Consider the following 25,528-nt stretch of genomic DNA (forward strand, 5'->3'; position numbering starts at 1 on the left):
TGGTTTAGAGGTTCTCCCGGTTTCCGGAGGTGGTTTTTCTTATTTCTGTCGTAGTGTTCATTTCGTTCCTTGCGGCGCGATCCGCAACGGTTGTTCCCTGGCGAAGGATGCCGTTTTCGGAGACGTTTTCTCGTCTTCATTCGATTCGGTTTGGTGTGGCGTGCCGATCACCCGAATTCGATTGTTGCTTCCGGGGGCGAAACTTTTTTGGTTCACCGGGTGCCTCTGGAGGAGTAAATTTTTGTGGCGGTGTTCGGGGACTTGTCCCGCTGTGTACCAAGGAATGGGGTCGGGGACCTGCTTCCGGTGCTCAGGGGCCAGTTCCTGACACGTTCGCCGGAGCCCCTCTTTGGTCCTTCTCGGGGCGTCCGTGCGCACACCACGTCTCGGCCGTCGCCGGCCCCATGTGTGCCGGGCGGAGGAGAGGAGGAGTGCTGCGGGAACCGGCGCTTTCCGGCCCCGGAAGTTGCTCGTCGGCTGCTCGTCCTGGTGCCGGACGTTCGGGAGAACCGTGCGGTTCAGGAGGTCAACACCCGGTCGATCGCGCCCGCCGTCCGCCCGGGGTGAGCAGGTCCCGCGCCTCCGGGGGGCGTCATCGGTCGGCCCCGCCGCCGTCGGGCGCCTGGGCGGGACGGGCGTTGACCGCGGGTTTGGGCGGTGGCTCCGTAGACCCGTCGGTCGATGACGAGCCCTTCCGCCGCACAGGACTGATCGGCGTCGGAGGGCAGCGGTGGTCATGTCGGCCCGGCCACCCTGGTCCCCGGTGTTCCCGGCCGGTTCACCGCTTTCGTTCCGCTCCCGGCCCGGACCTGTGCGGTAGCGCCCGGAGCCGTCCAAGGGGGTCGTGCCGGAACCTGACCCCTTCTGGAGTGGCGACTCCACACATTCGATCCCGACAGCACCGAACACGGACCTCGAATGGAGAAGGCGGCGGGCTCGGACAGGATCGAGGCCCACGGGTTGTGTCGGGTGCGTGGTCCGGTTGCGGGCGCGGGGCCCGGGGAGTGAGTGCTGCGACCTTCGGCGTCGGTCCGCCGATGCGGGCCGACGCCGAAGACGGTCGGGTCCGGATTTGGTGCGTTCGTCTAGCCGCGGTTGACCAGGAGCTGTCCGTCGGTGGACTGCCGGCCGGCCAGGCCGCTGCCGTAGTTGGCCTGGACCCGTGAGCGCTCGGAGGCGTTGGGGGTGGAGTTGGTGCAGCTCACGCCGCCGGTGGAGCCCGACATCAGCGACGAGCACGGGCCGGGCTTGGCGTCGGGCAGGCCCAGGCTGTGGCCCAGTTCATGTGCGGCGATGCGCACCGCGTTGTAACCCTCGGCGGTTCCCTGGCGGCCCATCCAGACGGTGACCTGCCCGCCCGGGCGCACCGGCCCCAGGTTGGCGCGGGGCCAACCGTTGTCGGCGATGATGCGGATCTCGGCGCGTCGTCCGGCGGGGGCCGGCTCCAGGCGAACATTGCTGACGCTGGAGTTCCACACGCGTACGGCCGAGGACACGGCGGAGGCGTACTCCGCGGCCTGGCCGGCGTCGTAGTACAGGATGGTCTGGGCCAGCGGCCGGGGCTGCTCCGCGGGTTCCGCGGTGGCCGGTGAGACGCCTACGAGCGTCAGCGTCAGCGCGCTCAGCGCGACGAGGAGGGGAGTGAGGATCCGTCTCAGCATGGGGGCTCCCTGGGGTGAGGGTGCTGATTCTTTTGGTGACCCGGTGGGGTCGGCCTGATGCTATGTGTAGTGGCGTATTGCTACAAGATGTATAGAACGCCCAATTTCGGCGCTGTATATCGGCCTGAAGATCCTGAGGTGGGGAGAGCTGCGGCAAGCTCCCCCAGGGGCCCGCTCGCCCGTTCGGACGCGGTGTCCGAAGCTGTGCGTCTTCCACCGCGGCTGCCGGGATCGCCGACTCGAACTTCCCCGCACCAGCGGATGCAGCCCCGTCGGGTTCGACGCATCCGCCCGAACGCTCGGGGAGGGGCGCGGGAAGCACTCGGTCGTCTCGAAGCGTCGCTCGACCTTCCCGAGCGCCGTTGGCATCGATGCGGGTCTGGTCGAAGGACTCCATCGGTCGGCAAAACCGGTCGAGGCCTCGACTGGTCTTGACAGGTCTAGACCGCCCTGTTTAGGTGACGGCACCCCCCGGCGGCGCGCGACCGGACGTCGCGCCGCATTCAAGGAGTGTGATCACGTGATCCGACGTCTCCTGAGTCAACTGTTCGCGCTCGGTGTGTTCGCCGCTGCGCTCGTCGTCCTCCCGGCGGCCGCCGCGCAGGCTGCCACCTGCGCCCCGGCCTGGAACCCCTCCGCCGTCTACACCGGAGGCGGTGAGGTCTCCTACCAAGGCCGCAACTACACCGCCAAGTGGTGGACGCAGAACGAGCGTCCCGGCGCCTCGGACGTCTGGGCCGACAAGGGCGCCTGTGGCACCGGCGGAGGAGGTGAGCAGCCCAATCCCAGTGGATTCGTCGTCAGCGAGGCCCAGTTCAACCAGATGTTCCCGAACCGGAACTCCTTCTACACCTACAGCGGCCTCACCGCCGCCCTCGGCTCCTACCCGGCGTTCGCCAAGACCGGCAGCATCGAGGTGCAAAGGCGCGAGGCGGCCGCTTTCCTCGCCAACGTCAGCCATGAGACCGGCGGGCTGGTCCACATCAAGGAAACCAACCAGGCCAACTACCCGCACTACTGCGACTGGGGCATGCCCTACGGCTGCCCTGCGGGTCAGGCCGCCTACTACGGCCGCGGCCCGATCCAGCTCAGCTGGAACTTCAACTACAAGGCCGCTGGTGACGCCCTCGGCATCAACCTGTTGAACAACCCCTACCTGGTGGAGCAGAACGCCTCGGTCGCCTGGCGGACCGGCCTCTGGTACTGGAACACCCAGACCGGCCCCGGCACGATCACCCCCCACAACGCCATCGTCAACGGCCGCGGTTTCGGCGAGACGATCCGTTCGATCAACGGTTCCATCGAGTGCAACGGCGGCAACCCGGCGCAGGTCCAGAGCCGCATCAACAAGTTCACGCAGTTCACCCAGATCCTCGGCACCACCACCGGCTCCAACCTGAGCTGCTGACCTCCGGACCCGTCGAGGTCCGCGTACAGCGCACCGGGGCGGGGGCGGGTCCGGCCGTCATGGCCGGGGACGCCCCCGCCCCGGTATTTCGGGAGCGGCCTCAGGCCGGGAAGCCGGAGAAACTGCCGGGGTCCCGCTGAGGTGCTCCCTCTCCCACCGGATCACCCCACGGTCCGGACGCCTCGGTTCCGGGGGCGCGCCGACGGGGCACGTCGCCGACCGTTTGCGTGCCCATCCGTTCAGGGGCGCAGCGGGGTGAAGTCGCGCGAGGCGACGAAGCCGGGGCGGCGCTCCCGAGCGGAGAAGGGTTCCACCAGGGCGTTGTCCACGCTGTTGAAGACGACGAAGAGGTTCGAACGCGGGTAGGGCGTGATGTTGTTGCCGGATCCGTGCATGCTGTTGCAGTCGAACCACAGGGCGGACCCGCTGGGACCGGTGAACTGCTCGATACCGTGCCGACGGGCCAGTTCGGCGATGTCCTCCTCCTGGGGGACGCCGACCTTCTGGGCCTTCAGGGAGGACTGGTAGTTCTCGTCCGGTGTACGGCCCAGGCACGGAACGAAGGTGCGGTGCGCACCCGGCATGAGCATGAGTCCGCCGTTGTAGGCGTAGTTGTCGGTCAGCCCGATGGAGAGGCTGACCGCCCCCATCCGGGGCATACCGTCCTCCGCGTGCCAGGTCTCGAAGTCCGAGTGCCAGTAGAAACCGTTTCCGCTGAAGCCCGGCATGAAGTTGACCCGGCTCTGGTGGACGTAGACGTCGGAGCCCAGGAGCTGCCTCGCCCGATCCAGGATGCGCGGTTCCCTGATGAGGCGGGCGATCCGTTCGCTGATCAGGTGCGCGTCGAAGACGGAGCGGATCTCGTCGGAGGCAGGCTCGGTGACGGTTCGCTCATCGGCGCGGAGAGCGGGGTCCCCGACCATCGAACGGAGCTCGTCCAGGCAGGCGGTCACCTCCTGTTCGGAGAGCAGGTCCCGTTGCACGTGGAACCCGTCGCGGGCGTGGTTGCCGAGTTCCGTGCCGGACGCGGGCCCCTCGGGGACACCGGGCCGCACGGTCGGTTCGTCGCTCGTGATCCACGCCAGTTCGGACTCGGAGTCCACGCGTGTCGGGTACTGATCCTGGACGTGGGCTTCTAGGAGCGTCACTGTTGACCCCTTTCTCTAAACGGGTTCCGACAGGGTTTCCCGTGTCCCGGTGCGATCCTCGGGGCCTCGCGGCCGGACTCCGCCGTGTTCGGCCGTGGCCGGGGTGTGCCGGCCGATGGGCGCGTGAGGCGCGACCTACACGGGTGGGGCGGTCGAGAACGTGGAACGCCGATCACCCCTCGAAACTCACGCTGCCCTCCCGATGGAGCGGATAATCACCGGAGCGGACGCCGTTCTCCCGATGGACTCGGTCCGAGGCGGGTCCGGCGCTCCTCGCCGGGGCACCGGTCCGGACTCCATAGCGCACGCGAGGAACACGTGGAGTGCCAGTAGGGTCGGCCGTCGCAGAGGGTCAGACCACGGTCTCGCGGCAGACGTCGATGAAGGCCTGCACCCGCCGCACCGGCCTGCGTCCGGCGAGCCGCATGATCTCGATACCGAGTCCCTCGGACCGGATGTCGAGTTCCCTGGCCGCATAGGGCAGATCCTCGTAGCTGCGTTCGAGCACGGTGCGCTGTGTGAGCAGGGCGTTGCCCAGGCCGCGGGCCACCAGGGCACGCACCATCTCGAAGCTCGTGGTTCGAAAGCGCACGTTCGGGGTCAGGCCGGCCTTGTCGAACAGGCCGATGAAGTAGTCACCGCCGGGCGGCAGGTCGAAGAGGATCAGGGGCTCGGGGGCCAGGTCGGCGAGGGTCAGCTCGTTCTTCGTGCTCAGGACGCCGTCCACCGGGGTCAGCGCGTAAGGGGGGTCGGATCGCAGCCACTGGGTGGTCACCCCGGTCGCGGGGCGCACGGAAGCGAGTTCGTAGTGGTAGGTGATCGCCAGGTCGATGCGGGAGTTGAGCAGGTCGTCCAGGAGGGCACCGTGGGCCGCTTCGACGAACGAGAGCTGTACCTGCGGGTGCCGATGAGAGAACTCCGCGATGACCTTCGGCAGGAGGATCGGCGCGATGGTCGCGTAGCAGCCGATGGTGAGGTCACCCTCCACCTCCTCCCGCTCCCGGTTGGCCGACTCCCGGAGCTGTTCGAGGTTGGCCCGGACGTTGTCGGCCACAACCAGGGCACGCTGCCCCGGGGCCGTCAGACGCATCCCCCTGGGGGAGCGGACGAAGAGGGTGACCCCCAGGGCCGATTCCAGGTCGGTCAACGCCGTTGACACCGCTGACTGCGAGACGAACAGCTCCCGTGCCGCCGCCGTCACCGATCCGAGTCTGGCGACGGCTCTGAGGTACTCCAACTGCCGCAGGCTCACGTCGCTCATCGGACCGGCCCACCCTCCGACCCATCGATTTTTCCGAAGGAGATCTTCGGATCTATGTGTTTTACAGATCTTACTCTCCGCCTGGATAGTGGTGACCCATGACACAGGCAGGTCGGATGCCGACAGCACCGGTGGCTCTACCGAGTCCCCCGTAGGCGCTCGACTCCACACACCCGCGTACGAGCGACCTCCTGATCATTCACAGCAACGCCCTGCGGCGACGCAGGCCACCGCGGCCTCCGGGGTTTCCGAGGCGTATGAGAACCAGGCTCCAGGAGGAGAAATGTCGAGCGAGATCTCGGAAAAGGTGGACAGGAAGGACTTGCGGCGGAGTGTGTTCGCCGGGGCGGTGGGCGTCTTCGTCCACTGGTTCGACTGGGCCGTCTACGCGTACCTGGCCACCACCATGGCGAAGGTGTTCTTCCCCGAGCAGGACGGCACGACCGGTCTGCTCTCGGTCTTCGCGGTCTTCGCCGTCGCGTTCTTCGTACGCCCGATCGGCTCGGTGCTCTTCGGCCACCTCGGCGACCGCTTCGGACGCAAGACGACACTGTCGATCGTCATCATCGCGATGGCCGCGGGCACGCTCATGCTCGGGCTGCTGCCCAGCTACGCGTCCGTCGGCATCATCGCGCCGATCCTGCTCGTGGTCGCCCGCATCATCCAGGGGCTCGCCGCGGGCGGGGAGTTCGGCTCGGCAGCCGCCTTCCTCGCGGAGTTCTCGCCGCCCAAGCGCCGCGGATTCGGCTGCTCGTGGATCGAGTTCGGCTCGGTCGGCGGGTTCCTGTGCGCGTCGTTCGTCGTGTGGGCCCTGCACGCGGTCTTCCCGCCGGAGGTCGTCCTCGATTGGGCGTGGCGGATCCCCTTCCTGCTGACGGTGCCCATGGCCGCGGTCGGTCTCTACATCCGCCTGCGTATCGAGGACACGCCCGAGTACCGCGCCCTCGAGGACATGAACAACGTTCCGAGCCAGCCGGTCGTCGAGGTGTTTCGCTCCAACGGCAAGCAGTTCCTCCAGACGGTCGGTATCGAGACCTTCATGAACTCGACCTTCTACATCGTCCTCGTCTATCTGATCACCTACCAGGAGGAGATCGTCGGGATCCCCGCCGACCGGGCGGCCCTGCTCTCCGCGGCGGCCTCCGTCGTGGCCATGGGGATCATCCCGCTCTCGGGCATGGCGTCCGACCGCGTGGGCCGCAAGCCGGTGCTCTACACTGCCGCCGCCCTGCTGATCGTCGCCGCCGTTCCGTTGTTCCTGCTGATGCAGGCGAACGCGTCGTGGGCGGCTTTCGCCGCGACCTTCGGCCTTGCCGCCATCCTGGCGATCATCCTGGGCACGCACGCCTCCGCGGTGTCGGAGCTCTTCCCGACACGGACCCGGCAGAGCGGCCTGTCGATGGCCTACAGCGTCGCCGGCGCGTTCTTCGCGGGGACGCTGCCGTACCTCATGACCTGGCTCATCTCGGTCACCGGAAGCAGCATGGTCCCGGGATTCACCATGGTCGTGATCGGTGTCATCGGTGTGATCACACTGCGCACGATGCCCGAGACGAGCGGTTCCGACCTGCTGCACGAGAGCGACCGAGCCCTGCGCTGAACAGCGGACGGGCCGCAGACCGTTCGCGGCCGCGCCGCGCACCCACGGTTCTGCGGTCCGCCCGAGAGCAGACCCACCCGCTCGGCGGCCACGGCCGGGAGCGGCCCGGCGGACCCCGCGGACACCACCCGCACGCGGTGACGGAACCCGCCGGCAAAGCACGCAGGGCGTGAGCACCGCCGCTGCGCAACCACACGCGCTCATCGACCCCTGGAGGTTCCGGATGTCAGTTCAAGAGATCGAGGTCGTCGTCGTCGGAGGAGGGCAGGCCGGGATCGCGATGAGCGAGCACCTCGGCGACCGCAAAGTGCCGCACGTCGTCCTGGAGAGGAACCGGATCGCCGAACGCTGGCGCTCGGAACGATGGGATTCGCTGGTCACGAACGGGCCGGTCTGGCACGACCGGTTCCCCGGACTCGAATTCACGGGCCTGGACCCCGAGGACTTCGCCTCGAAGGAACAGGTGGCCGAGTACCTGGCCACCTACGCCGAGAAGATCGGCGCACCGGTTCGCTGCGGTGTCGAGGTGACCTCCGTGCGCAAGCACGCCGGCCGGAGGGGGTTTCGGGTGCGGACCTCGGAGGGGGACTTCGACGCCCGCTACGTGGTGGCCGCCACCGGCCCGTTCCAGCGGCCGGTCGTCCCCCCGATCGTCCCTGAGGACGCGGGGCTGGTCCAGCTCCACTCCAGCGCCTACCGCAACCCCGCGCAACTGCCCGAGGGGGCCGTCCTCGTGGTCGGATCGGGCTCGTCGGGGGTCCAGATCGCCGACGAACTCCGTGCCTCCGGCCGACAGGTATACCTCTCCGTGGGGCCGCACGACCGCCCGCCGCGCAGCTACCGGGGGCACGACTTCGTCTGGTGGCTGGGCGTCCTCGGCAAATGGGAGGCGTCGGCGCCTCCGCAGGGCGCCGAGCACGTCACGATCGCGGTCAGCGGTGCGCACGGCGGCCACACCGTGGACTTCCGTGCCCTGGCCGAACGCGGCATCACCCTGGTCGGCCGGACGGAGTCCTTCGACGCCGGGACCATGCGCTTCGCCTCCGACCTGCGGGACAACATCGCCTTGGGCGACGCCAACTACCTGTCGTTGCTGGACGAGGCCGACGCCTACGTCGAGCGCAACGGCCTCGACCTCCCGGAAGAGCCGCAGGCCCGGGTGCTGGGCGCGTACCCGGAGTCGGTGACCGACCCCGTCCTCGAACTCGACCTCGCCGCCGCCGGGATCACGTCCGTCCTCTGGGCGACCGGTTTCACCGCCGACTACGACTGGCTGGAGGTGGACGCCTTCGGTGATGACGGCAGACCCAGGCACCAGCGCGGGGTCTCCTCCGAGCCCGGCGTCTACTTCATGGGGCTGCCGTGGCAGTCCCGACGCGGTTCCAGCTTCATCTGGGGGGCCTGGCACGACGCCAAATACGTGGCCGACCAGATCTCGATCCAGCGCGGCTACATGGAACACAACGACTCGAACCCACGTCCGTCCCACGTCCAGGGGTAATCATGACCACGCACACGCGTATCCGCACGTTCAACACCAAGGACACCTACCCGGAGCAGAACCTCGACAACGACCTGTGCCAGGCGGTGGTGGCGGGAGGAGTCGTGTACCTGCGCGGCCAGATCGGCCAGGACCTGGACACCCGGGAGTCCGTGGGCGTCGGCGACGTCCGCGCGCAGACCGAGAAGGCCATGGCCAACATCGACCTCCTGCTCAAGGAGGCGGGGAGTGACTTGCGGGACATCGTCAAGGTGACGATCTACCTCGTCAACCCGCGCTACCGCGAGGATGTCTACCGCGAGGTGGGGCGCTGGCTGAAGGGGGTCTACCCGGTCTCCACGGGTATTGTCGTCCAGGCCCTGGCCCGGCCCGAGTGGCTCGTGGAGATCGACGCGACGGCCGTGATCTCAGGAGGCGGAAAGTGACCTTCTCCATCGCAGCCCACCACGGGGGCAGATTCGGCATCGCCGCCGCCTCGTCCTCGCCCGCCGTCGCCGCGCGGGTCGTCCACCTGCGCGACTCCGTCGGCGCGGTCGCCTCACAGAACATCACCGACCCGCGTCTGGGGGCGGTGCTGCTGGACCGGCTCGCCGCGGGCCAGAGCCCGCGGGAGGCGCTCGACTCCGTGGTCGGCAGCGAGCCGAGCGCGGAGTACCGGCAGCTCACCGTGGTGGACGCCTCCGGTGCCGCGGCCACGTTCAGCGGAGGCCGCACCCTCGGCGTCCACGCAGAGGCCAGCGGGCCGCACTGCGCTGCGGCCGGGAACATGCTCTCGGACCCCGGCGTTCCCGCCGCCATGTGCGACGCCTTCGACTCGGCCGCGGGAGAGCTGGAGGAACGCCTCCTCGCAGCTCTCGCCGCCGGCCTCGCGGCCGGGGGCGAGGCCGGGCCGGTGTACTCCGCCGGGCTGGCCACCGTGTCCGCGAACGGCTGGCGCGACACCGACCTGCGCGTCAACTGGCAGGAGAACCCGATCGAGGCGCTGGGAGGACTGCTCGAAATCTGGCTCCCGCAGCGGGACGACTACGTTCGGCGCGGCCTGGAACCGGCCGCCGCACCGGGATACGGGGTGCCGGGCGATGACCGTTGACCCCAGCGGGCTGCCGGGCGTCTCGGACCACCTGGAACGCCTGATCGCCTACTCCGAGACGCTGCACGCCCATCCGGAGACCGCCTGGGAGGAGCACCGCGCCGCGCGGTGGACGGCGGACCTGCTGGAGGAGTTCGGGTTCGCCGTCGAGACCGCCTACCTCGGCTTCCCCACCGCACTGCACGCCTCCTTCGGTTCGGGACGGCGCCGGGTCGGCCTCGTCGTCGAGTACGACGCGCTGCCCGGCCTGGGCCACGCCTGCGGGCACAACCTGATCGCCGCGATGTCGGCGGGCGCGGCGATCGCGCTCCGCCCGTGGGCGGACCAACTCGACCTGCGCGTCAACGTGATCGCCACCCCGGCCGAGGAGGGCGGCGGGGGCAAGATCGAGCTGCTCGACGCGGGGGCCTTCCGGGATCTGGACCTGGCACTGATGGCCCACCCCGGCCCCGTCAACGCCCCACGGGCCGAGCCCTACGCCGTCGCCCACGACCACGTCCGCTTCACCGGTCGGTCGGCACACGCCGCCGCCTATCCGCACGAGGGCCGCAACGCCAACGACGCCTTCGTCGTCGCCCAGGTGGCCCTCGGCCTGCTGCGCCAGCAGCTCCCGCCGGGGACCCGCGTCCACGGGATCCAGACGGTGGGGGGCCAGGCGCCCAACGCCATCCCCGGCTTCACCGAGGGCCGCTGGTACACCCGGGCCGAGAGCCTGGCCCAGTTGGAACCGTTGCGCCGACGGGTGGAGCAGTGCTTCGAGGCGGGGGCACTCGCGACGGACACCGCGATGGAGTTCACACCGGAGTCGCAGCCCTACTCCGAGTTCCGTACGGACGAGCGGGCCCTGGAGATCTACACGCGGCACGCCCTCGACCTGGGGCGGCGCTTCGACGCGCCCGTGGAGCAGCAGACGATGAACCGCGCCTCGACCGACATGGGCAACGTCTCCCAGCACGTGCCGGCCATCCACCCCTACATCGGTCTGGACTGCTTCCCCGTCAGCAACCACCAGCCCGAGTTCGCCGCGGTCTGCGTGGGGGACGCCGCCAACCGGGTCATCGCCGACGGCGCCACACTGCTCGCGCGCACGGCGCACGAGTACTTCGCCCGCGAGTCCGAAGCCGGTGCCGCCGGCCCGTGGCCGCGTTCGACGAAGGGACCGGCATGAGCGCGGACACCACCGAGGGGAGGACGAGGACGGAGACCGACTCGCTCGGTGAGGTGACCCTCCCCGCGGACGCGCTCTGGGGGATCAACACCGCGCGGGCCATGGCGAACTTCCCCGTCACCGGCCGGCCCTGCGGCGATCTGCGCGATCTCGTGTGGGCCTACGGTGCGGTCAAGCTCGCCGCGTGCCGGGCCAACGCCGCGCAGGGGCTGCTGGACCCGGCCCAGGGACAGGCGATCGCCGAGGCCTGCCGCGAGCTCATGCGGGGCGACCTCGACCAGGAGATCCTCGTCAACCGGGTCCAGGGCGGTGCCGGGACCAGCACCAACATGAACGTGAACGAGGTTCTGGCCAACCGGGCCCTGCGGCTGCTCGGCATCGCGCCGGGAACGCACGCGGTGATCGACCCGCTGGACCACGTCAACCGCAGCCAGAGCACCAACGACACCTATCCCACCGCGGTCAGGCTGGCGCTCCACCGCGGCGTCGAGCGCCTCCTGCCGGCGCTCGGCAGGCTCGCCGCCGAGTTCGACGCCCGCTCGGCGGACTTCCGCGACATCGTGAAGATCGGCCGCACGCAGTTGCAGGACGCGGTGCCGATGACCCTGGGGCAGGAGTTCGCGGCCTTCGCGGAGACGGTGCGGGAGGACGCCGCCCGGCTGGAGGAGTTCCTGCCCCACCTGCGCGAGGTCAACCTCGGCGCCACGGCCATCGGTACCGGCATCACCGCTCCCGCCGGATACCGGCGAAGCGTGGTGGCCGAGCTCAGCGAGGTCACGGGGTACCCGCTGACCCCGGCGAACGATCTGATCGAGGCGACCTCCGACACCGGTGTGTTCGTACTGGCCTCCGGGCTTCTCAAACGCTGCGCGGTCAAACTGTCGAAGATCAGCAGCGACCTCAGGCTCCTGGCCTCCGGTCCGCAGGCGGGGCTGCGGGAGATCGTGCTCCCGGCGGTGCAGGCGGGCTCGTCGATCATGCCGGGGAAGGTCAACCCCGTCATCCCGGAGACCGTGAACCAGGTGGCGTTCCTGGTCGTCGGCGCCGACGCGACCGTGACCATGGCGGCCGAGGCCGGACAGTTGCAGCTCAACGCCTTCGGACCGGTCATCGCCTCGTCCCTCCTGGACTCGGTCGCCCTGCTGACGAGCGCCGCCGACCTGCTCACCGAGCGCTGCGTGAGCGGCATCCACGCCGACGGCGCGTCCATCACCGCGCGGACCAGGGACAGCCTCGCCGTCGCGACCGGCCTCGTCCCCCTCCTCGGGTACGCGTCCACGGCAGCCCTCGTGAAGGAGGCGCTGAACGGCCACCGGACACTGGCCGAGCTGGTCCTGGAACGGGGGCTGCTCGACGAGGGGCAGCTCGACGCCGCGCTGGCGCCGGAGAAGCTGACCGGTGAGGGCGCCGCCGTTCGCTAGCGCCGCGTCGGGCGGCGTTCGCCTCGGATAGGCGGGGCGGGCGCATCCCATTGAGGCGGGGCGGCCGTCCGGTTATGTCGGTGCCGGAGCGTATCGTCCGAGCCATGAACACCCTTCGCCTCGAATCCTGGTCCGAGACAGGCCTGCAGATCCTGCGACGCCAGAACACCCCCGAGATGACCGAGCAGCTCGGGGGACCCGAGACCGAGCAGACGGTCCTCGACCGCCATCAGCGCTACCTGCGTCTTGACAGCGGCGAGATGCTGGTCGTCCGCCTCGGTGAAGTGGCGATCGGTTCGGTCGGGTACTGGGAACGGGAGTGGGACGGTGCGGACGTGTACGAGACCGGATACGCGATCTTCCCGGAGTTCGGCGGGCACGGATACGCAGCCGAGGCCCTGCGGCTGGCCGCGGGCCGGGCGGCGGCGCACGGCGCACGGCGTTACCTGCACGCATTCCCCCACGTGAGCCACGCGGCGTCGAACGCGGTGTGCCGCAAGGCCGGGTTCGAGCTGTTGGGCGAGGTCTCTTTCGAATACCCCAAGGGCACCTGGGAGCAGTCCAACGACTGGCGGCTCGACTTGAGTGTCCTGGGCGTCTGACGGCACCGGTCGGACAGGTGCACGAAGCCGCTTCGGCGGTCGGGCGACAGGCCGGCTGTCGTGTCGGGCGCCGTCGGCCCTGGTGACGACTTCGCGCAGGTGCCCGACGGCGGCGTGCTCGTCGCGCCGGACAATGCAGCGGCCGATCATGTGGCCCTGCTCCTTGTGACCGGCATGGTCAGTGGAGGGCGGGGCGATTGCCCCGCTGTTAAGCGGTGTGGCGGCTCCGGCTGAGGTGAGCAACTTGGCCCCGGTGCGGTAGCCGGTTCAGGGGAGCACGCCAGGAGCACCACAGGGCCGCCGACCTCAGGTGAGGACGAAGGTTAACCGTTCCTGGCCTGGGGTTTCCTCGCGTCCGGGGCCTGTGGGCCATCGGATCAAAGGGCCGATGGAACTGGGTCCCAGAGCAACCCGCACGAGGGGAGACTCCCTCTTGGGATACGGGTTCGGTCTGCTGAATCACGGTGTGAGGCAGGCGATACTTCCGGATTCCAGCGCGACCCAGACCATTTTATCGTCTGTGACCGTGATCCCGTGGGGTTCGCTTGCGGACGCGGGTAGGTCGAACAATTCGATGCCGCCCCCTGCCGTGATGTGTCCAACCCTGTTCGCGCCCCACTCGGTGAACCAGCACCCGTCTTCCGGATCAGGGGTGATCGCGTGGGGCCGTGAGTCGCGCTCTGGAAGGGGAAACTCTCGGATGTGGCCATCTTGGGTGAGGCGGCCGATCTGGCCCGCGTTGATTTCCACGAACCATATAGCTCCGTCCGTTCCACCGGTGATGCCGACGGGACCTGCCGCGGAGGACGGGAGAGGATGGAGCGTGGCTTTTCCATCGGTGGTCATACGACCAATGGCATTGGCCTGGTTGAGGGTGAGGTACAGGGCTCCGTCCGGACCTGATGTGATGAATGAGGGGAACCCTCCGCGTGTTGGTAGAGGAAACTCAGTGATCTCTCCATCTGTGGTGACGCGTGCGACACGGTCGGTGTTCATCTCGGTGCACCACAAAGCCCCGTCGTTCCCGAGTGTGATGCCGAAAGGCCTGCCATCAGGGGTCGGTAGCGTGAAGGAATCCGCTCTTCCGTCGGTGGTGATACGGCCAATGCTGTTGTCGTGGAGACGTGTGAACCAGAGGGCTCGGTCGGGGCCCACCGTGATGATGGAGGGACCGCACTCGGCAGAGTCCAACGAGTACAGGGTTGCTGAACCATCGCGTGTCAGGCGGGCGATCTGGCCTTGGTGGACGAAGGTGGCCCACAAGGAGCCGTCGGTCGCGGCAGTGAGGCTGTAGGGGCCGACCCCTTGAACAGCCAACGGGTACTCATGCACGGAACGTGGCTGGGCACGGTGTGTCAACGCTACTCTCCGGTCGCGAGGCGGTTCGGGGGAATGAGGTCGAGGATGACACGGGCGAGCTCGGCTGGTCGGGCCATCGGGACGTTGTGGTGGGTGTCTATTTCCACGAGTTCCCTTTTGTGGTGAGCCTCGACGACGGCTCTCACCTCGTTCCGGCGTGCGGCATAGAAGCCCTGGTCGGGGAGCACGATAGTGAGAGGACAGGTGAGGTGTTCGTAGACGTCCACGCTGGGGTAGACCACGGCATCCGGTGAGGGCGCACTGATCACGGCGATCTGTTCGGCTGTGGGACGCCGTAGCCAGGTGTGTTCCTGGCGGGAGAAGGACCTTTCGAGCACGCTTCGGAGCAGCCCTGGCCGTGAACCCTGGTTGAGCCAGTCGTCGGGTGCTTCACGCACGCCTTGTTCGATGAATTGGCGGACCTGCTGCGGGCCAGCGGACCAGCCGTAGCGGAACTGGGCGCGGACCTGCTCTATTGCTTCGGGGGTGGTCCACTTCTTCTGCTCCGCTACAGCCGCCTCCCTGTTGTTCAGGACCAGTCCGTCAACGACACACACTGCGCTGGGGTGGATTCGGCCGCTGGCGGTCACAGCGGTGACTGCGTAGCCGCCCAGGGAGTGGCCGACCAAGACGGGATTTTTCCAGCCGAGGGATTGCGCGGCGCCGGCGAGGTCGTGCCAGTACTGTTCGGCGTTGCTGGAGTCGATCCGTGTTTGGCCGTGTCCGCGCAGGTCAATAGCTACCACCCGACAGGATTCGGTCAGGTGGGCAGCCGCGTCCGCCCACGCAGCCGCGTTGTGTCCACTGCCGTGCACGAGAAGAACGGGGTGGCCCGTACCCCCGAAGTCCAGGGCGGCCAGGGACCCGTCGTTGACGCGCAAGCTGATTTCCTTCGCTTCCACACCGGCCATGGTGGTTTCAGTGAAAGGAGTCCGCAACTGTATTTACTGTGTCGTTGGGGGCGGTGCGTTGGGGGGTCAGTGCGTGCAGGGTGCCGGCGTCGCGGGCGGCCTTCCAGTCCTTGATGGGGAGTGGTAGAGGCCTTCCTTGCGTAGGAGGGCGCCGCGTTGGCCGGTGCCGGTGGCCTGGTCGTAGGCGTTGAGGATGCGGAGTTTGTAGGCGGCGGAGAAGGTGCGGCGTCGGGGCTGGTCGGCGCGAGGGCTGGGCTGGTCGTTGGTCATGGTTTCAGCATCGCTGCTGGATGGGAGGTCGGTCAGGCTCATGGTCACGGGTCGGGGCGTCCTTGCCTCGCCCTAAATGTGCTAGTGAAAACTAGTTCATCCTGTTTGTCTCACTTGAGTCTGACAGGCAGGGCCTGGGCGAGAAGGTGGGAGTGTGACCGATGACGACGACTCTGACCGGACTTGAAGCATCCGAGCGGGTCACTGACCTGATCGACCGGCTCCAGCCGACCACCCCGGTAGGGCTGTTCGACAACCGTGACACCTGGGACAACGTCGGCGGCAGTCCCTGGGACAACCGTTCGACGTGGGACAACTGGAAGAAGTAGGGAAAGCCTGTGCAGACCGTCGAGATCCGGGGCGCGAAAGTGCTCCTGCCCAGCGAGGACGAGCCTGTGGTTCGCGCCTGGCCCTACCCCAACCCACTGGAAGAGGAGAAGGTCACCAACACCCACTTCACTTCCCTCGACCTGACCTCACACCGCATGGTGGACACTACTCTGAGCCGGTGCCGGTTCACGGGCTCACGGCTGATGGGGGTGTCCCTGGCGCGCGTTTCGATGTCTGACGTGCTCTTCGAGGGCTGCCAGTTCGACTACGCCAGCTGGGAGCAGGTCAAGGTCACCGGTGACGTGGCGTTCGTCGGCTGCTCCTTCAAGGAAGCCGAGCTCATCGGAAGCGACCTGCGCGACGCGGTCTTCGACGACTGCGCCTTCGCTGTGGACATCAAGAACACCAAGATGTCCGGCGCCGACCTGCGCGGCAGCGACCTGTCGAACCTCTCCGGTCTGGCCTCGCTCCACGGCGCGAAGGTGACCGAGGTACAGCTCCGACAGCTGAGCGAGGTCATGATCCGCGACCTCGACCTCACGATCGCGGAGATCCCGCTGTAGCTGCGAACGCACCAATCAGAAAAGAGAGGCATTGCCCAAGGGCACCGGGTGAGGCCCCTCTGCATTCAAGCCCAGCGAACATTCCTCCACTGGCATTATGGGGTTTTGCCTACTTCTGTGACTTTTTCGCGGGAAGGACTAGGAGAACCTCGCTCGCCCAAGCGGACATCGACTAGCCCTATGGGAACAGCGCATTCTTTGCAACGTGCGTTGTTGTTGGGCGCGGGGCAACTCTTCGCCCGGGAGTCGGTCTGTCAGCCGTATTGTTCTGGTGCGTGCCTCACATCTGATTCCTCCCTGTTGGACCACCGGTGGCGTCGAAGCCTGAGGCTGGGAGTAAGTGGCGGTAAGCGGACTGTACGGCCAGACAGCGCAACACCCGGGTTCCGGATGTTGAGGGCGGCCGTAGTGGGGATGTCGTGACGACCCGGTGGTGCACGGCAGTGGCAGTCCTTGACCGGAGGGCCGACGCAGGGCCACGCCAGTAGTGGGGCCGTTGGGTCACGGAGTCAAAGTGATTCGAGAGGTCCTCGTCTCCTGCACCTACCTTGTGCTGGAGAGCATACGAGGACCACGCCTCGCTCCGAAGCGCCGCGAGGATCTCTTCCGACCGTCCTGGCCCTGACCGCCGAGGGTTCTGAAGCCGATGCCCCGGACGCGGTGTATGAGTACAGCCCCTATGGGGAGCAATCGTCTGACACCCTGGACGGCACCCGGGCGGGGGAGCTGAACCCGTTCGGTTACACCGGTGCTTACCAGTTCCAGGACGGGACCGTGCACCTGTCCCACCGCTTCTACGACACGTTCACGTTGGGGTTCACCCAGCCGGACCCCTCCCGGCAGGAGCTGAACAACCACACCTACGCCGAGTGCGACCCCATCAACAACACCGACCCCACAGGGCTGATGGCACAGTGTGTGGCCACGCATGCCGGTCAAACGGCTGTCACCGGGGGTGTGACGGCTGGCATTGCGGGAGCCATTGGCGGTGCTTTCCTTGGCCCTGGTGCTGGGATCTCAGGCACAGTTGGATTTATCGGCGGTTTCTATGCAGGGCTGGCCGGCGGGACTCTGCATGGCCTAATGAATTGCTAGTAAATTGATCAGAAGTTAATATTATAGTGGAAATCGAGTGCCCCGGGCGCAATGTGTGCCCGGGTATTCGGTCCTTGAAATTTTTCGGAGAAATTCATGAAATCTCGTGTGGTAAAATACTTTCTTGTTCCTGTGTTTGCGGCTCTTGTTGGAGTCCTGTTCGGGTATTTCGTGCTATGGGCGATGGGTGCGGCTGTAGAGACTCGCGCAATCGTCCTATCGTTGTTTTTTGTGGTTTGCTTTTTGTTCGTTTTCATGTTGAATTTTTCAAACCATAAAAAAGATGATTAATTTATGATCTTATAATCAGTGGCATGTTTGGCAAGAAAGTCGAGGGTCGTGCTTTTCCGTGCAAGTTCAACTTTCGGGCAGGGGTCAGCCCGGCGATCGCATCTTGCATCGGCTGTTGTGTAGCGTCTGGTGAGTGACGGGATCGCTTCCCGTCACTCAATGTGCTGGCTCATCGCGCCCATGGTGACCTGGGCGGCATGGGCCAGCAGCCTGGTGCTCTCGGCCGTCTCACGTTGTTCGGGGGTGGCGGTCGCGCTGGGGGGCGCCGAGGTCATCGAGGAATCGGCGAAGTTTGACGACGTCCTTGAGGCCGCGTTTTCCCGATTCGAGCTGGGAGACCATCGACTGGGAAAGGCCGGTCAGACGCCCGATGGCCTCCTGGGAGAGTTCGGTGTGCGAACCCAAAAGCCGCACAAGAGCCCCTGCGTCCAGCTTTCCCGCCGCTTCCTGTGCTCCAGCGCTGTCCCAGAACCCCTTTGGTGCACACCGGCACCGATTCTTCGCGCCAGCAACAGAAGTCCTTTCGATGTCGCAATTAGTGCACATCGACATTTTTGCCCCTTCTGCCTGTGGCCGTCCGAGCCCATAGAAAAACGCGAGAGCGGAGGCCGTCAGCCCTGGAGTGGAATCCATCACCACCCTAATAACGATCATCACGGCTATTCATGGGATTCACCGCCGCCCCGGCTCAACACTGAGAACTCGACAACGACCTGGAACTGGTACACGAGGCACGAAAGACCAGGCGCGATAGGACGGTGAGGGGAATGAGGGGCGCATAACTGCGTGGAGGTCGCCCAGGGCGAGCGGACACTGGTGCGCGATACCCAGAACGAAGAGCAGGGGCACCTGGGTTTCCCTGGCGCGGAATGGGCCGCCATGCTGAAGGCAGCGGCCAAGTAGTTAACCGAACAGGCCCCATCAGGTGTTGCGACGACTCCTGGAAACCCTCTAGGGGCGAGGGTTCGCTCCGTGTTCTACCTTCCCAGACTCCTCCCACTCATCCCGTAGGGCCATGAGCAAGAGTCTGGTCAGGCTGGCCGCTTAGGTCAGGGTGAGGGCTCACGGTCCGCTGTAGGCCGGTTTCGGCCCGGGTGTTGGTCGCGCACCATAGGTCTGAGGCAACGCTGGTTTGCGCCCCGAAGCTCTTGGACACCAGGCAGTTCGGTTCCGTGGTCTCCGCCAGCAGGCGTGTGCTCGGAGAGGGCCTGGTGCTCGTTGAGTAGTCGTGGGATCTTTTCGATCCGGGGGGAACACGTGGCTTGTCGTCTTCGTCCTGGGGCAACGCTGCGTCGGATTGATGGTCCGATGGATTTCGTGTGTACTCCGGACTTGCTCCGTCCCGGCACTGGCGTGAACGGCGCTCAACCGGTGGACCGGCGTTGGTGGAGGGCGCCAGGCTTCTCTTGGGTACCGCAAAGCATCTCAGAGCGTTCGATATCGAGCTGCGGTGAGCTGGAGCGGGGCTGCTTTTGGAGGTTTGGGCGGTGCGAAGGGGCCAAGGTGGGCGGGGTTGAGGCCGCCCGGAGGTGGCTCAGTCCGGTGGTGTTCGTGCGACTGAGGTTGTACTGGGGAGCACACCAGGAGCACGCCTCGCTCCGGAGCGCCGCGAGGACCTCTTCTTCCGAAATCCTCGTATACCCCGTCTGACCTGGGGTTTTGTGGCGCACCCGGCAGGATTCGAACCTGCGACCATCGGATTAGAAGTCCGGTGCTCTATCCACTGAGCTACGGGTGCTCGGATTCAATTGTCCCGTGAGCCGGGAGCCCTTGGTTACCCTTTGACCTGGGGGTTCATGGATCGGTGTACGAACCGTGGTCGCTGTGGGGCGGGGGTGGCCCCATGGGGCGCACGGGGGTGGAGGGGCCATGGGTGCTGCGGGGCCCTTGGGGCGACATTATAGAGGATTCTGTCCATGTCGCTCAGGCCCGGGCGAAATCGTATCAACTACTGCCATTCGTAGTTGCGTCTCGTTAGCACGCGCTCCCCATCAAACCGGCTGCTATGGCGTCGCCGAACACGTTACCCGTCATCAACGCCGGTAGTGGTGCGCGGAGATGGTGTTTCGCGAACTCGATCCCCCGCCCCACGGCTGTTTCCGCTGTTCCCTCACCAGGTCCAGTACTGTCCCAACCCGATGAGGATCTCGACGATCCAGGTCGTGCGCACGGTGCTCCCTCCTCTCCGGCCCGGTCGGGCGAACGGGGACGGCACGGAGGGGCCCGGTTGCCCTTGAGCATGGGCGGCAGTAAAACGCGAGGTCAATACGGTTGCCCGATTCTTGACCCCGTCCCGTCCACCGGTTGCCCCGTACGTATCGCGCACCCGGTCCGGCACGCCCCCCGCGCGTGCGGTCGAACTAGGGTTGAGGGGTGAGGACACAGCACAGACGCGCCTCGGGCCGGTCGTGGGCATTGGGACTCGTGGCCGGAGCGGTACTCGACCGGCGGATACCCGATCCCGCACACCGTCATCCGGTGGCGATGTACGGCGACGCCGCCTCAGCCCTGGAACGCCGCCTCTACGCGCCCAGCCGTGTGCGCGGTGCGGTCTTCACCGTGCTGGCGGTGGCGCCGGTCGTGGCCGCCGGCGCGCTCGTGCAGAGCCGTGCAGGCACGGCTCGTACCGTCGCCGCCACCGCGGCCGCCGCCTGGATCACCCTCGGCGGGGCGATGTTGGGCCGCGAGGCGACCCGCATGGCCGAGGCGTTGGAGGACGACGACATCGAGGCCGCGCGCCAACGGCTGCCGAACCTGTGCGGACGGGACCCGGGCGGCATGGATGCGGGGGCGCTGGCCCGTGCGACCATCGAGTCGGTCGCGGAGAACACCTCCGACGCGGTGGTCGCCCCCTTGTTGTGGGGAGCGCTCCTGGGGCCGGCAGGTCTGCTGGGCTATCGCGCGGTCAACACCCTGGACGCGATGGTGGGTCACCGCTCCGCCCATTACGAGCGGTTCGGCTGGGCCTCGGCACGCCTGGACGACGTCGTCAACTGGGCGCCGGCCCGGCTCACCGCGCTGCTGGCGGTGGTGGCCGCCCCGGTGGCGCAAGGCGATCGCCGGGCCGCCTGGCAGACCCGTGCCCGCTACGGCGACCACCATCCCAGCCCCAACTCGGGTCAGTGCGAGGCGGCCTTCGCCGGGGCGCTGGGGATTCGACTGGGCGGGCGCAACGTCTACGGCGGCCGGGTCGAGCACCGCCCCGAACTGGGGCACGGCCGTGAACCGGCGGTCGCCGACATCCGTCGCGCGGTTCGGCTGGCCGGTGCGGTCAACACGGGGGCCGCGCTCGTGGCGGCGGCCCTCGCCTGGTCGCTGGACCGTTGACCTTTCCCCGGTTCAGTTCGGCGCGAACGACGCCAACGACTCCTCGCGGATGCCCTCCTGCTCGTCCCACGCCTCGGCGGGAGTGCCCCACGCCAGCGTGACGTACTGGCCCTCGGCCACGGTGATGTTGCGCGTCATGACGCGTCGGGAGCGTTCGCCGGAGTCGTAGGTGAACTCCCATTCGGCGACCGAGACGTAGCCCACCTGCTCGGTGACGTCCTCCAGGCGGATCTGCTCGTAGCCGGGGAAGCTCCCCGCGGTGAGGGCGTGGTGTTCGTTCTCCACCAGGTTCTGATACTGGTCGTCGGACTGGTTCGGCCGCTGGTCGATCTGCAGGTAACTGCCTCCTGGAGAGTCGAAGTAGACGCTGTCGCCCTGCACCCGCCGCTCCCACCCCTCCGGCACCACGATGGTGAACCCGGCGGGGTCCTGGACCATGCCGTCGGGGAGTTCGGCCCCGCTTTCGGCAAAATCCTCGGCGCCTGTGGGCCTGGCCGGTGCTTCCCCGCCCGCGTTGACCCCTTCGGAGCTGGTGTCCCCCAAGGCGCCGTCCTCCCCGGTGCCGTCCTCCCCGGAAATGAGGAAGAGCCCGCTCGCCAGTACCGCCACGAGCGCGGCCGCGCCCAGGACCGCGCCCAGGGCTCCCAGCAGCAGCGGCAAGGAGAACCGCGACGCCTTGGGGCCTGGCTGGTGGGGCTGGGGCCCGGTGTGCCGCCCGGGGGCCGTCGTCTCGGGCGGTCGGTGGTACTGCGGCCCGGTGGGGGAGCCACCGGTGGTCCCGGTTCCGCCCTGGGGTCGGACGTCCCGCTGGGCCGTCCACGGTTCCATGGTCCCGGGCAGGGGAGTGGTGCCCCAGGCCGGTGTCCCCGGGCCGGTCGGGGAGTGCGGCGTCCACGCGTGCTGGTGCGGTGCCATCGCGGCACCGAGAAGTCCCCGTGCCTCTTCCGCCCCCATGCGCCGGTTCGGGTCCTTGTCCAGGAGCCCTCGGACCGCCGCTGCGAGGGGAGGGGGGACATCGGCCCCCAACGGAGGCGGGTCCTCCCGACGCACCGCCAGCACCGTCCCTTCCAGGGATTGGCGGTGGAACGGTGAGATGCCCGTCAACGCCCCGTGCAGGGTCGCGCCCAGCGCCCACAGGTCCGAGGCCGTCGAGGCGGGTGCGAACGACAGCCGCTCCGGAGAGAGGTAGGCGGGCGAGCCGACCAACCCGTTGGTCTGGGTCAGGCTGCTGTCGCCCTCGATCACCGCGATGCCGAAGTCGGTCAGCACCGCCCGCCCGCTGTCGGTGACCATGATGTTGGCGGGTTTGACGTCACGGTGCAGGATGCCCAGTCCGTGCGCGGTGTGCAGGGCGTCCAGCACGCTGCTTCCCCAGGCCGCGACCTGGAGCGGTTGCTGCGGCCCGTCCTGGGTCATCGCCTGTTTCAGGGACCGGCCGGTCAGGAACTCCATCACGATCCACGGGCGGTCGTCGTCGTGGATCACGTCGTGGACGGTGACGATCGAGGGGTGCGCGCCCATCGCGGCGGCCTGCGCCTCGCGGCCCATGCGCAGGGACAGGCGTTCGCGCTCGGCGCCGTCCAAGCTCTCGGGAAGCAGGAGCTCCTTGAGCGCGACGGTCCGGTTGAGGCGACGGTCGTGGGCCCGCCACACCCGCCCCATCCCGCCACGGCCGAGTTCGGCACCCAGTAGGTAGCGGTCACAGACGAGCCGTTCCTCGTCGGGGGCTGTGGTCATGGGGTCCGCCAGTCCTGTGGAGGGGGTGGGGGGCACACGTGCGGAGCGTTCGGCACCGGGGCCGGGACCCCGCACCGCACTGCGGGTGACGCCTCGGACGGTGATCCGGTTGTCCGGTTATATCGTGATGCATGTCGGGAGTGCCCTTCACGCGCCGGGGTCGCCGGTGGCCGTCGCATTCCCCCGGTGCGTTGAGGATGTGCGCAGATGACCGACCCGGAGCAGGCGGCTCCCGCGCTGCTGGTGGCCGGAACCACGTCCGACGCCGGCAAGAGCGTGCTCACCGCCGGGCTCTGCCGCTGGCTGGCCCGACAAGGGGTTCGGGTCGCGCCTTTCAAGGCCCAGAACATGTCGCTGAACTCCGTGGTGGCCCCTGACGGCGCCGAGATCGGTCGGGCCCAGGCCATGCAGGCGGCGGCCTGCGGGATCGAGCCCGGTTCCGCCATGAACCCGATCCTGCTCAAGCCGGGCAGCGACCGCAGCAGCCAGGTCATCGTGCGCGGTCGCGCGATCGGAGAGGCAGACGCCCTCACCTACCGCAGTTACACCGACCATCTGCGGAGGGTGTCGCTGGAGGCGCTCGCCGAACTGCGCGCCGACTACGACGTCGTCGTCTGCGAGGGCGCGGGCAGTCCTGCGGAGATCAACCTGCGTGCCGGCGATCTTGCGAACATGGGCCTGGCCCGGGCCGCCCGCCTTCCGGTGCTCGTCGTCGGCGACATCGACCGGGGCGGCGTGTTCGCCGCGCTGCACGGCACGCTGGCACTGCTGGAGCCCCGCGACCAGGCCCTCGTGGCGGGTTTCGTGATCAACAAGTTCCGTGGGGCCCGCGAGATCCTCGACCCGGGCCTGGACATGATCCGTGCGCTCACGGGGCGGCCCGTGTACGGGGTGCTGCCGTGGTTGGACGGGTTGTGGCTGGACGTCGAGGACTCCCTTGCGCTGGGCGCCGACCGCGGTCCGGTCCGCGCGCCGGTGGGCGCGCGCTCGTTGCGGGTGGCGGTGGTGCGTCTGCCGCGGATCAGCAACTTCACCGACATCGACGCCCTGACGGTGGAGCCGGGGGTGGATGTGCGGTTCGTAACCTCCCCGCACGAGATCGCCGACGCCGATCTCGCCATCGTGCCGGGCAGTCGCGCCACGGTCGCCGATCTGGCATGGCTGCGCGAGCGCGGGCTGGCCGCGGCCGTCATCGACCGGGCGCGCCGTGGCGCCCCGGTGCTCGGGGTGTGCGGGGGATACCAGATGCTGGCCCGCAGTATCGACGACCGGGTGGAGTCGGGTGCCGGAACCGTCGCGGGTCTGGGCCTGTTGCCCACCCGGGTGGTCTTCGCCCAGGAGAAGACCCTGGGGCGTCCGTCGGGGATCGGGTACGGCCATCCGGTGCACGCCTACGCGATCCATCACGGTGCGGTCCACGCCGACCCCGACGCCCGCACCGAACCGTTCCTGGACGGTCACCTCTTCGGTGCGGTGTACGGCACCACCTGGCACGGGGCCTTGGAGAACGACGCCTTCCGGCGGGCCTTCCTCGCCGACGTCGCGGCGCGCGCGGGCCGCGACTTCACCTGTGCCCCCGACACCGACTTCGCCGCCGAGCGGACCCGTCGCCTGGACGCCCTGGGGGACCTGGTCGAACAGCATCTGGACACCGACGCACTCTGGCGCCTCCTGGAGCAGGGGCCGCCCCACGGTCTGCCGATCGTCCCCCCGGGAGGACCGGGCGGGGCGGCCTGAGCCCTGTGCACGCCGCGGGGCCCGACCGAAACGGTCGGGCCCCGCGGCGAGCCGGTCGGTCACAGCAGGCTGTCGGCCTCCTTGATGAAGCCTTCCGCGACCAGCCAGTCCATGGCCACATAGACGGGGTCCTCGCCCTCTTCGTCGGCCTTGGCGTTGAGCTGGGTGATCGTGTCGTTGTCGAGCTTTTCCGCGATGGGGGCGAAGATCTCCTCCAACTGCGGGTACTGCTCGGCGAAGTCCTGCTTGATGGTGATCGCCGGGTTGTAGATGGGGAACGCCTGGCGGTCGTCCTCCAGCAGGGTCAGCCCCAGCGCGTCGATCCGCCCGTCGGTGCTGTACGCCGAACCCAGGGTGCAGTCGCCGTTCTTGACGGCGGGATACACCACACCCGAGGACATCGTGGTGCTCTCGGAGGGGAACTCGTCCTCGGAGAGGTCGTAGTCCTTGTACAACGACACCAGGCCGTCGTCGCGGTTGGCGAACTCCACGTCCATGCACAGCGACCGCTCGGGCTCGGGGACGTTGCCGAGGTCGGAGATACCCTCCAGGTCGTACTCTTCGGCGGTCTCCGGCGTCACCACGATCGCGTAGGTGTTGTCCATCGGTGCCGGTGGGTCCAACCACACCATCTCGTTCTCTTCGAGGTCGAGATCGCGGATGGCCTCGTACTGCTCCCGGGGGTCCTTGATGACCTCGTTCTGGCCCTCGTAGATCAGCCACGCCGTGCCGGTGTACTCCCACATCAGGTCGTTCTCACCGATCAGCATCGACCGGCGCGCGTTGTCGCTGCCCTGGATGTTGGTCTGGTCAACGACCTCGAACCCGGCCGCGTCCAGTGCCAGCACGGCGATCTTGCCGAGGATGACCTGTTCGGTGAGCTCCTTGGAGGTCACCCGGACCTGCGCGCCCTCCAGTTCCGGGTAGGGCTGGATGGAGCCCGGTTCGATCGCGGGGATGAACCCGGAGGCCGCCTGGAGACCGCAGCCGGCGGTCAGTACGGTCAGGCCCGCGCCGGCGGCGATCAGCCGCGTGTGGCGACGCATCT

General features: G+C 67.9%; 24 protein-coding genes and 1 tRNA gene. 14 read left to right on the plus strand and 11 right to left on the minus strand.

Annotated elements, in window-relative coordinates; all coding sequences use genetic code 11:
- Nucleotides 1–1,085: 1,085 nt before the first annotated feature.
- A complete protein-coding gene (locus AC0VYP_RS05735; RefSeq protein WP_475472883.1) occupies nucleotides 1,086–1,661 on the minus strand; it encodes a snapalysin family zinc-dependent metalloprotease in 576 nt (191 codons plus the stop codon).
- A gap of 520 nt (nucleotides 1,662–2,181) precedes the next feature.
- Here AC0VYP_RS05735 and AC0VYP_RS05740 point away from each other — a divergent pair.
- Nucleotides 2,182–3,069 carry a glycoside hydrolase family 19 protein gene (locus AC0VYP_RS05740; RefSeq protein ID WP_475472884.1) on the plus strand — a complete coding sequence of 296 codons (888 nt, stop codon included), beginning with the start codon at nucleotides 2,182–2,184 and terminating at the stop codon, nucleotides 3,067–3,069.
- A gap of 239 nt (nucleotides 3,070–3,308) precedes the next feature.
- Here AC0VYP_RS05740 and thpD read toward each other — a convergent pair whose 3' ends face one another.
- Together thpD and AC0VYP_RS05750 are read right to left on the minus strand one after the other, a co-directional pair.
- On the minus strand, nucleotides 3,309–4,217 hold the full coding sequence (thpD, locus tag AC0VYP_RS05745; protein WP_475472886.1) for an ectoine hydroxylase: 909 nt from the start codon (nucleotides 4,215–4,217) through the stop codon (nucleotides 3,309–3,311).
- Nucleotides 4,218–4,569: 352 nt separating this feature from the next.
- Nucleotides 4,570–5,478, minus strand: coding sequence for a LysR family transcriptional regulator (locus tag AC0VYP_RS05750; RefSeq protein ID WP_285759179.1), 909 nt, complete (start codon nucleotides 5,476–5,478; stop codon nucleotides 4,570–4,572).
- Between the two features lie 283 nt (nucleotides 5,479–5,761).
- Between AC0VYP_RS05750 and AC0VYP_RS05755 the strand changes: the two genes are divergently transcribed.
- The 7 genes from AC0VYP_RS05755 to AC0VYP_RS05785 all read left to right on the plus strand — a co-directional run bounded on the left by AC0VYP_RS05755 (nucleotide 5,762) and on the right by AC0VYP_RS05785 (nucleotide 12,860).
- Nucleotides 5,762–7,078: an MFS transporter gene (locus AC0VYP_RS05755; RefSeq protein WP_285759180.1), complete on the plus strand. Its 1,317-nt coding sequence runs from the start codon at nucleotides 5,762–5,764 to the stop codon at nucleotides 7,076–7,078.
- Between the two features lie 223 nt (nucleotides 7,079–7,301).
- Nucleotides 7,302–8,579, plus strand: coding sequence for a flavin-containing monooxygenase (locus AC0VYP_RS05760; RefSeq protein ID WP_475472888.1), 1,278 nt, complete (start codon nucleotides 7,302–7,304; stop codon nucleotides 8,577–8,579).
- 2 nt (nucleotides 8,580–8,581) lie between these two features.
- Nucleotides 8,582–9,004, plus strand: a complete 423-nt coding sequence (locus AC0VYP_RS05765; protein ID WP_475472889.1) for a RidA family protein — start codon at nucleotides 8,582–8,584, stop codon at nucleotides 9,002–9,004.
- Nucleotides 9,001–9,669: a DUF1028 domain-containing protein gene (locus tag AC0VYP_RS05770; RefSeq protein ID WP_475472890.1), complete on the plus strand. Its 669-nt coding sequence runs from the start codon at nucleotides 9,001–9,003 to the stop codon at nucleotides 9,667–9,669. Before AC0VYP_RS05765 ends, AC0VYP_RS05770 begins: the two co-directional genes overlap by 4 nt.
- The gene (locus tag AC0VYP_RS05775; protein WP_475472891.1) at nucleotides 9,659–10,837 is read left to right on the plus strand and encodes a M20 family metallopeptidase; all 1,179 of its coding nucleotides are present in this window, start codon (nucleotides 9,659–9,661) and stop codon (nucleotides 10,835–10,837) included. Before AC0VYP_RS05770 ends, AC0VYP_RS05775 begins: the two co-directional genes overlap by 11 nt.
- Nucleotides 10,834–12,258, plus strand: coding sequence for an aspartate ammonia-lyase (locus tag AC0VYP_RS05780; protein ID WP_475472893.1), 1,425 nt, complete (start codon nucleotides 10,834–10,836; stop codon nucleotides 12,256–12,258). The genes AC0VYP_RS05775 and AC0VYP_RS05780 overlap by 4 nt, the downstream gene beginning before the upstream one ends.
- Nucleotides 12,259–12,362: 104 nt before the next feature.
- Nucleotides 12,363–12,860: a GNAT family N-acetyltransferase gene (locus AC0VYP_RS05785; RefSeq protein ID WP_475472894.1), complete on the plus strand. Its 498-nt coding sequence runs from the start codon at nucleotides 12,363–12,365 to the stop codon at nucleotides 12,858–12,860.
- A 459-nt stretch (nucleotides 12,861–13,319) separates the two neighbouring features.
- On the opposite strand, the gene AC0VYP_RS05790 is transcribed toward AC0VYP_RS05785, so the two are convergent.
- The 3 genes from AC0VYP_RS05790 to AC0VYP_RS05800 form a co-directional block, all read right to left on the minus strand.
- Nucleotides 13,320–14,192 (minus strand): Vgb family protein, encoded by an 873-nt coding sequence (locus tag AC0VYP_RS05790; protein WP_475472895.1) that lies wholly within the window; start codon nucleotides 14,190–14,192, stop codon nucleotides 13,320–13,322.
- A 29-nt stretch (nucleotides 14,193–14,221) separates the two neighbouring features.
- Complete coding sequence (locus AC0VYP_RS05795; protein WP_475472896.1) at nucleotides 14,222–15,100, minus strand: alpha/beta fold hydrolase; 879 nt, start codon at nucleotides 15,098–15,100, stop codon at nucleotides 14,222–14,224.
- A 96-nt stretch (nucleotides 15,101–15,196) separates the two neighbouring features.
- Nucleotides 15,197–15,448 (minus strand): hypothetical protein, encoded by a 252-nt coding sequence (locus AC0VYP_RS05800; RefSeq protein ID WP_475472897.1) that lies wholly within the window; start codon nucleotides 15,446–15,448, stop codon nucleotides 15,197–15,199.
- A gap of 113 nt (nucleotides 15,449–15,561) precedes the next feature.
- Here AC0VYP_RS05800 and amcA point away from each other — a divergent pair, with 113 nt between their 5' ends.
- The 3 genes from amcA to AC0VYP_RS05815 all read left to right on the plus strand — a co-directional run bounded on the left by amcA (nucleotide 15,562) and on the right by AC0VYP_RS05815 (nucleotide 17,388).
- On the plus strand, nucleotides 15,562–15,729 hold the full coding sequence (gene amcA / locus AC0VYP_RS05805; protein WP_475472898.1) for a multiple cyclophane-containing RiPP AmcA: 168 nt from the start codon (nucleotides 15,562–15,564) through the stop codon (nucleotides 15,727–15,729).
- A 9-nt stretch (nucleotides 15,730–15,738) separates the two neighbouring features.
- Complete coding sequence (locus AC0VYP_RS05810; RefSeq protein ID WP_475472899.1) at nucleotides 15,739–16,293, plus strand: pentapeptide repeat-containing protein; 555 nt, start codon at nucleotides 15,739–15,741, stop codon at nucleotides 16,291–16,293.
- Nucleotides 16,294–16,953: 660 nt separating this feature from the next.
- Complete coding sequence (locus AC0VYP_RS05815) at nucleotides 16,954–17,388, plus strand: RHS repeat-associated core domain-containing protein (protein ID WP_475472900.1); 435 nt, start codon at nucleotides 16,954–16,956, stop codon at nucleotides 17,386–17,388.
- Between the two features lie 443 nt (nucleotides 17,389–17,831).
- On the opposite strand, the gene AC0VYP_RS05820 is transcribed toward AC0VYP_RS05815, so the two are convergent.
- Both AC0VYP_RS05820 and AC0VYP_RS05825 read right to left on the minus strand, forming a co-directional pair.
- Nucleotides 17,832–17,954 (minus strand): hypothetical protein, encoded by a 123-nt coding sequence (locus AC0VYP_RS05820; protein ID WP_475474374.1) that lies wholly within the window; start codon nucleotides 17,952–17,954, stop codon nucleotides 17,832–17,834.
- Nucleotides 17,908–18,333, minus strand: a complete 426-nt coding sequence (locus AC0VYP_RS05825; RefSeq protein WP_475474170.1) for a helix-turn-helix domain-containing protein — start codon at nucleotides 18,331–18,333, stop codon at nucleotides 17,908–17,910. Before AC0VYP_RS05825 ends, AC0VYP_RS05820 begins: the two co-directional genes overlap by 47 nt.
- A gap of 132 nt (nucleotides 18,334–18,465) precedes the next feature.
- On the opposite strand from AC0VYP_RS05825, the gene AC0VYP_RS05830 reads away from it, so the two are divergent.
- Nucleotides 18,466–18,582 (plus strand): DUF397 domain-containing protein, encoded by a 117-nt coding sequence (locus AC0VYP_RS05830; RefSeq protein ID WP_475472903.1) that lies wholly within the window; start codon nucleotides 18,466–18,468, stop codon nucleotides 18,580–18,582.
- 759 nt (nucleotides 18,583–19,341) lie between these two features.
- Here the strand turns inward: AC0VYP_RS05830 and AC0VYP_RS05835 are convergent.
- Nucleotides 19,342–19,417, minus strand: a tRNA-Arg gene (locus AC0VYP_RS05835).
- A 635-nt stretch (nucleotides 19,418–20,052) separates the two neighbouring features.
- On the opposite strand from AC0VYP_RS05835, the gene AC0VYP_RS05840 reads away from it, so the two are divergent.
- Complete coding sequence (locus AC0VYP_RS05840) at nucleotides 20,053–21,006, plus strand: cobalamin biosynthesis protein (protein ID WP_285759192.1); 954 nt, start codon at nucleotides 20,053–20,055, stop codon at nucleotides 21,004–21,006.
- Nucleotides 21,007–21,018: 12 nt separating this feature from the next.
- Here AC0VYP_RS05840 and AC0VYP_RS05845 read toward each other — a convergent pair whose 3' ends face one another.
- Nucleotides 21,019–22,743 carry a serine/threonine-protein kinase gene (locus AC0VYP_RS05845; protein ID WP_285759194.1) on the minus strand — a complete coding sequence of 575 codons (1,725 nt, stop codon included), beginning with the start codon at nucleotides 22,741–22,743 and terminating at the stop codon, nucleotides 21,019–21,021.
- A gap of 207 nt (nucleotides 22,744–22,950) precedes the next feature.
- Here AC0VYP_RS05845 and AC0VYP_RS05850 point away from each other — a divergent pair, with 207 nt between their 5' ends.
- Nucleotides 22,951–24,480, plus strand: a complete 1,530-nt coding sequence (locus tag AC0VYP_RS05850; protein ID WP_475472905.1) for a cobyric acid synthase — start codon at nucleotides 22,951–22,953, stop codon at nucleotides 24,478–24,480.
- A gap of 59 nt (nucleotides 24,481–24,539) precedes the next feature.
- Here the strand turns inward: AC0VYP_RS05850 and AC0VYP_RS05855 are convergent, their stop codons facing one another.
- The gene (locus AC0VYP_RS05855) at nucleotides 24,540–25,526 is read right to left on the minus strand and encodes a glycine betaine ABC transporter substrate-binding protein (RefSeq protein ID WP_285759198.1); all 987 of its coding nucleotides are present in this window, start codon (nucleotides 25,524–25,526) and stop codon (nucleotides 24,540–24,542) included.
- Between the last annotated feature and the right edge of the window lie 2 nt (nucleotides 25,527–25,528).

This window comes from Nocardiopsis sp. iso_186, assembly GCF_056173365.1.

Bases quoted from the DNA above. Each gene is read 5' to 3' on its own strand.
- AC0VYP_RS05760 (WP_475472888.1), top strand. From the start codon at position 7,302: ATGTCAGTTCAAGAGATCGAGGTCGTCGTCGTCGGAGGAGGGCAGGCC.
- amcA (WP_475472898.1), top strand. From the start codon at position 15,562: ATGACGACGACTCTGACCGGACTTGAAGCATCCGAGCGGGTCACTGAC.
- AC0VYP_RS05765 (WP_475472889.1), top strand. From the start codon at position 8,582: ATGACCACGCACACGCGTATCCGCACGTTCAACACCAAGGACACCTAC.
- AC0VYP_RS05855 (WP_285759198.1), bottom strand. From the start codon at position 25,526: ATGCGTCGCCACACGCGGCTGATCGCCGCCGGCGCGGGCCTGACCGTA.
- AC0VYP_RS05825 (WP_475474170.1), bottom strand. From the start codon at position 18,333: ATGATCGTTATTAGGGTGGTGATGGATTCCACTCCAGGGCTGACGGCC.
- AC0VYP_RS05735 (WP_475472883.1), bottom strand. From the start codon at position 1,661: ATGCTGAGACGGATCCTCACTCCCCTCCTCGTCGCGCTGAGCGCGCTG.
- AC0VYP_RS05750 (WP_285759179.1), bottom strand. From the start codon at position 5,478: ATGAGCGACGTGAGCCTGCGGCAGTTGGAGTACCTCAGAGCCGTCGCC.
- AC0VYP_RS05850 (WP_475472905.1), top strand. From the start codon at position 22,951: ATGACCGACCCGGAGCAGGCGGCTCCCGCGCTGCTGGTGGCCGGAACC.
- AC0VYP_RS05780 (WP_475472893.1), top strand. From the start codon at position 10,834: ATGAGCGCGGACACCACCGAGGGGAGGACGAGGACGGAGACCGACTCG.
- AC0VYP_RS05820 (WP_475474374.1), bottom strand. From the start codon at position 17,954: ATGACCTCGGCGCCCCCCAGCGCGACCGCCACCCCCGAACAACGTGAG.
- AC0VYP_RS05845 (WP_285759194.1), bottom strand. From the start codon at position 22,743: ATGACCACAGCCCCCGACGAGGAACGGCTCGTCTGTGACCGCTACCTA.
- AC0VYP_RS05775 (WP_475472891.1), top strand. From the start codon at position 9,659: ATGACCGTTGACCCCAGCGGGCTGCCGGGCGTCTCGGACCACCTGGAA.
- AC0VYP_RS05755 (WP_285759180.1), top strand. From the start codon at position 5,762: ATGTCGAGCGAGATCTCGGAAAAGGTGGACAGGAAGGACTTGCGGCGG.
- AC0VYP_RS05785 (WP_475472894.1), top strand. From the start codon at position 12,363: ATGAACACCCTTCGCCTCGAATCCTGGTCCGAGACAGGCCTGCAGATC.